Here is a 5,760-nt window from a genome sequence, read left to right as displayed (position 1 = left end):
TGTGCGTGTGTTGTTTGAGAACTCGATAGTGTGCCAATGTACTTTTGTTTGTGGATTGGTTGCGTGCCTGTGTTGTGCTGGCTGCACGTTTTGTGTGGTTGGTGTGTGCCGGTGGCGCTGCTTGTGAACCTCTAGTTGCAGGTGGTGTTTGCTGGTTATGGTGCGTGATTTGATTCGCGTTTTGTAACTATATTTTTTGTTGTGTCGGCCTGTTTTTGCCCCGTCGGGTTGGGTCGGCACGTAAAGGTAATTTGAGGATTTGCCAGTCCTGCACTGTGATTGTTTTTGGTTGTGGTGTGGGTTGGTTTGTTTTTGGTTAGGTTTGGGCTTTTCACGGCCTTTGTTTCTTGCTGAAACTTTTTTGTGGAGAGTTTGATCCTGGCTCAGGATGAACGCTGGCGGCGTGCTTAACACATGCAAGTCGAACGGAAAGGCCCTGCTTGCAGGGTACTCGAGTGGCGAACGGGTGAGTAACACGTGGGTGATCTGCCCTGTACTTTGGGATAAGCCTGGGAAACTGGGTCTAATACCGAATATGACAATTGTTTGGATGCGATTGTGGAAAGCTTTTGCGGTATGGGATGAGCTCGCGGCCTATCAGCTTGTTGGTGGGGTAATGGCCTACCAAGGCGTCGACGGGTAGCCGGCCTGAGAGGGTGTACGGCCACATTGGGACTGAGATACGGCCCAGACTCCTACGGGAGGCAGCAGTGGGGAATATTGCACAATGGGCGCAAGCCTGATGCAGCGACGCCGCGTGGGGGATGACGGCCTTCGGGTTGTAAACTCCTTTCGCAACCGACGAAGCTTTTGTGACGGTAGGTTGAGAAGAAGCACCGGCTAACTACGTGCCAGCAGCCGCGGTAATACGTAGGGTGCGAGCGTTGTCCGGAATTACTGGGCGTAAAGAGCTCGTAGGTGGTTTGTCGCGTCGTTTGTGGAATACCGCAGCTTAACTGCGGGGTTGCAGGCGATACGGGCATAACTTGAGTGCTGTAGGGGAGACTGGAATTCCTGGTGTAGCGGTGGAATGCGCAGATATCAGGAGGAACACCGATGGCGAAGGCAGGTCTCTGGGCAGTAACTGACGCTGAGGAGCGAAAGCATGGGGAGCGAACAGGATTAGATACCCTGGTAGTCCATGCCGTAAACGGTGGGCGCTAGGTGTGAGTCCCTTCCACGGGGTTCGTGCCGTAGCTAACGCATTAAGCGCCCCGCCTGGGGAGTACGGCCGCAAGGCTAAAACTCAAAGGAATTGACGGGGGCCCGCACAAGCGGCGGAGCATGTGGATTAATTCGATGCAACGCGAAGAACCTTACCTGGGCTTGACATACACTGGATCGGGCTAGAGATAGTCTTTCCCTTTGTGGCTGGTGTACAGGTGGTGCATGGTTGTCGTCAGCTCGTGTCGTGAGATGTTGGGTTAAGTCCCGCAACGAGCGCAACCCTTGTCTTATGTTGCCAGCATTTGGTTGGGGACTCATGAGAGACTGCCGGGGTGAACTCGGAGGAAGGTGGGGATGACGTCAAATCATCATGCCCCTTATGTCCAGGGCTTCACACATGCTACAATGGTCGGTACAACGCGTGTGCGATCCTGTGAGGGTGTGCTAATCGCTGAAAGCCGGTCGTAGTTCGGATTGGGGTCTGCAACTCGACCCCATGAAGTCGGAGTCGCTAGTAATCGCAGATCAGCAACGCTGCGGTGAATACGTTCCCGGGCCTTGTACACACCGCCCGTCACGTCATGAAAGTTGGTAACACCCGAAGCCCATGGCCCAAACTTGTTAGGGAGTGGTCGAAGGTGGGATCGGCGATTGGGACGAAGTCGTAACAAGGTAGCCGTACCGGAAGGTGCGGCTGGATCACCTCCTTTCTAAGGAGCTTTTTATTGTTGTGCCCACGGTTGTGGGTTGGTGGTTGATGTCGCCTAAGGTGTGACTGCCACTTATTTGTTTTGTATAAATTCCGGGTGGATGCGCACCGGCAGGGTTGGATGCTTCTGCTTTGTGTGGCATGGGTGGTAACCAAGTGTTCCGCAAACATGGTTTTGGGTATGTTGGCATGCTGTTGGGTGTCTGGGGCAGCACATGGCCTGCGCACGGCGTTTGCGTTGTGTGTGGTTGTGGTTGTCTTGTTGGCCTGCACGTGAATGACTTATACGCCTTGTGGTGTGTGGTTGTTGTGGTGTGGGTGTGTTGTGTGAGAACTGTATAGTGGACGCGAGCATCTTTCTTCTTTGCCGCATTCTGGTGTGCATGTTTGTGTGTGCCTGGGGTGTGGTGTTGTGAAGGATTTTTTGTTTTGTAAGTTTGCAAGACTGTTTTTGTGTTTTGTGTATCTGAGCACGCGCTGCCCTGTTGTGGTGGTGTGTGTTTGTGTGTGTTGGATAATTGTTTGGTTATTCAGGGCGTACGGTGGATGCCTTGGCATGCTGAGCCGATGAAGGACGTGTGAGGCTGCGTTATGCCTCGGGGAGTTGTCAACAAAGCGTTGATCCGAGGATGTCCGAATGGGGGAACCCAGCACCGGTTGTGTGGTGTTACCTGCAGATGAATGCATAGTCTGTGTGGAGGTTGACGCGGGGAAGTGAAACATCTCAGTACCCGTAGGAGAAGAAAACAATTGTGATTCTGCTAGTAGCGGCGAGCGAACGTGGATGAGGCTAAACCATGTGCGTGTGATACCTGGCAGGGGTTGCGTGTGTGGTGTTGTGGGGTGCAGTGTTTCTGGGCTGCTGACCAGGAGCGTGCGCGTGCGTGTTAGCGGAAGCATCTGGGATGGTGCGCCGGAGTGGGTGAGAGTCCTGTACGTGAAGGCGTGTGCGTGTGTGTTGTTGTTGCCCCGAGTAGCAGCGGGCTCGTGGAATCTGCTGTGAATCTGCCGGGACCACCCGGTAAGCCTAAATACTCAGTGTGACCGATAGTGGATAGTACCGTGAGGGAATGGTGAAAAGTACCCCGGGAGGGGAGTGAAAGAGTTCCTGAAACCGTGCGCTTACAATCCGTCAGAGCGCCTCTTGTGTGTGATGGCGTGCCTTTTGAAGAATGAGCCTGCGAGTCAGCGGCATGTCGCGAGGTTAACCCGTTAGGGGTAGTCGTAGCGAAAGCGAATCCTCATTGGGTGTTTTTAGTGGCATGTCCTGGACCCGAAGCGGGGTGATCTACCCATGGCCAGTGTGAAGCAGCTGTAAGAGGTTGTGGAGGCGCGAACCCACGTAGGTTGAAAACTGCGGGGATGAGTTGTGGGTAGGGGTGAAAGGCCAATCAAACTCCGTGATAGCTGGTTCTCCCCGAAATGCATTTAGGTGCAGCGTTGTATGAGCTTGCCGGAGGTAGAGCTACTGGTTGGTTGAGCGGGACTATCATCTTAGCAACATCAGCCAAACTCCGAATGCCGGTGTAAGTGTTGTGCAGCAGTGAGACTGTGGGGGATAAGCTTCATAGTCGAGAGGGAAACAGCCCAGATCGCCGGTTAAGGCCCCTAAGGGTGTACTAAGTGGAAAAGGATGTGGGATCGCGAAGACAGCCAGGAGGTTGGCTTAGAAGCAGCCATCCTTGAAAGAGTGCGTAATAGCTCACTGGTCGAGTGGTTCCGCGCCGACAATGTAGTGGGGCTCAAGTACACCGCCGAAGCCGCGGCAACAATGTTTTGTTGGGTAGGGGAGCGTCGTGCATGGTGTGAAGCAGTACCGTGAGGGGTTGTGGACTGTGTGCGAGTGAGAATGCAGGCATGAGTAACGAGTGTAAGGTGAGAATCCTTACCGCTGGATGACTAAGGGTTCCTGGGTCAAGTTCGTCTTCCCAGGGTGAGTCGGGTCCTAAGGCGAGGCCGACAGGCGTAGTCGATGGTCAACGGGTTGATATTCCCGTACCCGTGTGTGTGCGTCAAGTGATGAAGCGGTGATACTAACCACCCTGATCGCTGGCCATGGGGTAACTTTGTTGCCCTGGGTTGGTGTGATGCGTGGGGCCTGAGTCGTTGTAGTCAAGTGATGGGGTGACGCAGTGTGGTAGCCAAGCCACTTATTGGATTGTGGTGTAAGCGTGTGGCACGACGGTGTGTGAAATGCCATCGTCATTGTGTGTGAGGCGTGATGCGTAGCCCTTTTTTGGGTGATGTTGGTGATCCTGTGCTGTCGAGAAAAGCCTCTAGCGAGTGTGCATACGGCCCGTACCCGAAACCGACACAGGTGGTCAGGTAGAGAATACTAAAGCGGTCGGGTGAACTGTGGTTAAGGAATTCGGCAAAATTCCCCCGTAACTTCGGGAGAAGGGGGACCTGTGCTGGTGGCCATGTTTTCTCATGGTGTGCTGGTGTGGGTCGCAGAGAAGAGAGGGGAGCGACTGTTTATCAAAAACACAGGTCCGTGCGAAGACGGTTAAGTTGATGTATACGGACTGACGCCTGCCCGGTGCTGGAAGGTTACGAGGACCTGTTAGATCCTTTTTGGGTCGAAGCGGAGAATTTAAGCCCCAGTAAACGGCGGTGGTAACTATAACCATCCTAAGGTAGCGAAATTCCTTGTCGGGTAAGTTCCGACCTGCACGAATGGCGTAACGACTCCCCTGCTGTCTCAACCACAGGCCCGGTGAAATTGCAGTACGAGTAAAGATGCTCGTTTCGCGCGGCAGGACGAAAAGACCCCGGGACCTTCACTATAGCTTGGTATTGGCATTCGGTGCGGTTTGTGTAGGATAGGTGGGAGACTGTGAAGCATTGACGCTAGTTGGTGTGGAGTCGTTGTTGAAATACCACTCTGACCGTAGTGGATATCTAACCTTGGCCCATGATCTGGGTTGGGGACAGTGCCTGGTGGGTAGTTTAACTGGGGCGGTTGCCTCCCAAAATGTAACGGAGGCGCCCAAAGGTTCCCTCAGCCTGGTTGGCAATCAGGTGTTTAGAGTGTAAGTGCACAAGGGAGCTTGACTGTGAGACTTACAAGTCGAGCAGGGACGAAAGTCGGGACTAGTGATCCGGCACCTACTTGTGGATGTGGTGTCGCTCAACGGATAAAAGGTACCCCGGGGATAACAGGCTGATCTTCCCCAAGAGTCCATATCGACGGGATGGTTTGGCACCTCGATGTCGGCTCGTCGCATCCTGGGGCTGGAGTAGGTCCCAAGGGTTGGGCTGTTCGCCCATTAAAGCGGCACGCGAGCTGGGTTCAGAACGTCGTGAGACAGTTCGGTCTCTATCCGCCGCGCGCGTTGAAACTTGAAGAAGGCTGTCCCTAGTACGAGAGGACCGGGACGGACGTACCTCTGGTGTGCCAGTTGTTCCGCCAGGAGCATTGCTGGTTGGCTACGTACGGGAGGGATAACCGCTGAAAGCATCTAAGCGGGAAGCCTGTTTTGAGATGAGGTTTCTTAGGCGCCCAGGAGATGACTGGGTTGATAGGCCAGATCTGGAAGCATCGTAAGGTGTGGAGGTGACTGGTACTAATCCGCCGTTGATCAAACACTTTTGCACACACGTGGATACACTTGTGGTGTTGTTGATTTGCGAAACGATTTGTTTGCGTCCACTATGCAGTGCTGGCACAGCACACTGTTGGCCAACATGTTCATATTGTTGAATATTTTGACTGTCGCATCACCAGGGCTTGGTGGTTGGTGGCTGGCATGCCCCCTTGGGTGTGTCGGTGGTTGATGGCGGCGGGGAAACGCCCGGTCCCATTCCGAACCCGGAAGCTAAGCCCGCCCGCGCTGATGGTACTGCACTCGGGAGGGTGTGGGAGAGTAGGTTACCGCCGACCC

The 5,760-nt window shown here is 54.1% G+C and carries 3 rRNA genes; all 3 read left to right on the top strand.

Going from position 1 to position 5,760, the window contains the following annotated elements:
- The first annotated feature begins 360 nt into the window (after positions 1 to 360).
- The 3 genes from CKJ82_RS11465 (at position 361) to rrf (ending at position 5,759) form a co-directional block, all read left to right on the top strand.
- Positions 361 to 1,877 (top strand): 16S ribosomal RNA (locus tag CKJ82_RS11465).
- 518 nt (positions 1,878 to 2,395) lie between these two features.
- Positions 2,396 to 5,466: ribosomal RNA gene (locus CKJ82_RS11460) — 23S ribosomal RNA — on the top strand.
- Positions 5,467 to 5,641: 175 nt separating this feature from the next.
- Positions 5,642 to 5,759: ribosomal RNA gene (gene rrf / locus CKJ82_RS11455) — 5S ribosomal RNA — on the top strand.
- Together the 16S, 23S and 5S rRNA genes form the textbook arrangement of a ribosomal RNA operon.
- Position 5,760: the final 1 nt, after the last annotated feature.

Origin of the sequence: Corynebacterium gottingense (assembly GCF_002285125.1) — a bacterium.
In the GTDB taxonomy this organism is placed as follows: domain Bacteria; phylum Actinomycetota; class Actinomycetes; order Mycobacteriales; family Mycobacteriaceae; genus Corynebacterium; species Corynebacterium gottingense.
The sequence above is the reverse complement of the archived record's forward strand: the minus strand, read 5'-3'. Positions and strand labels throughout refer to the sequence as shown.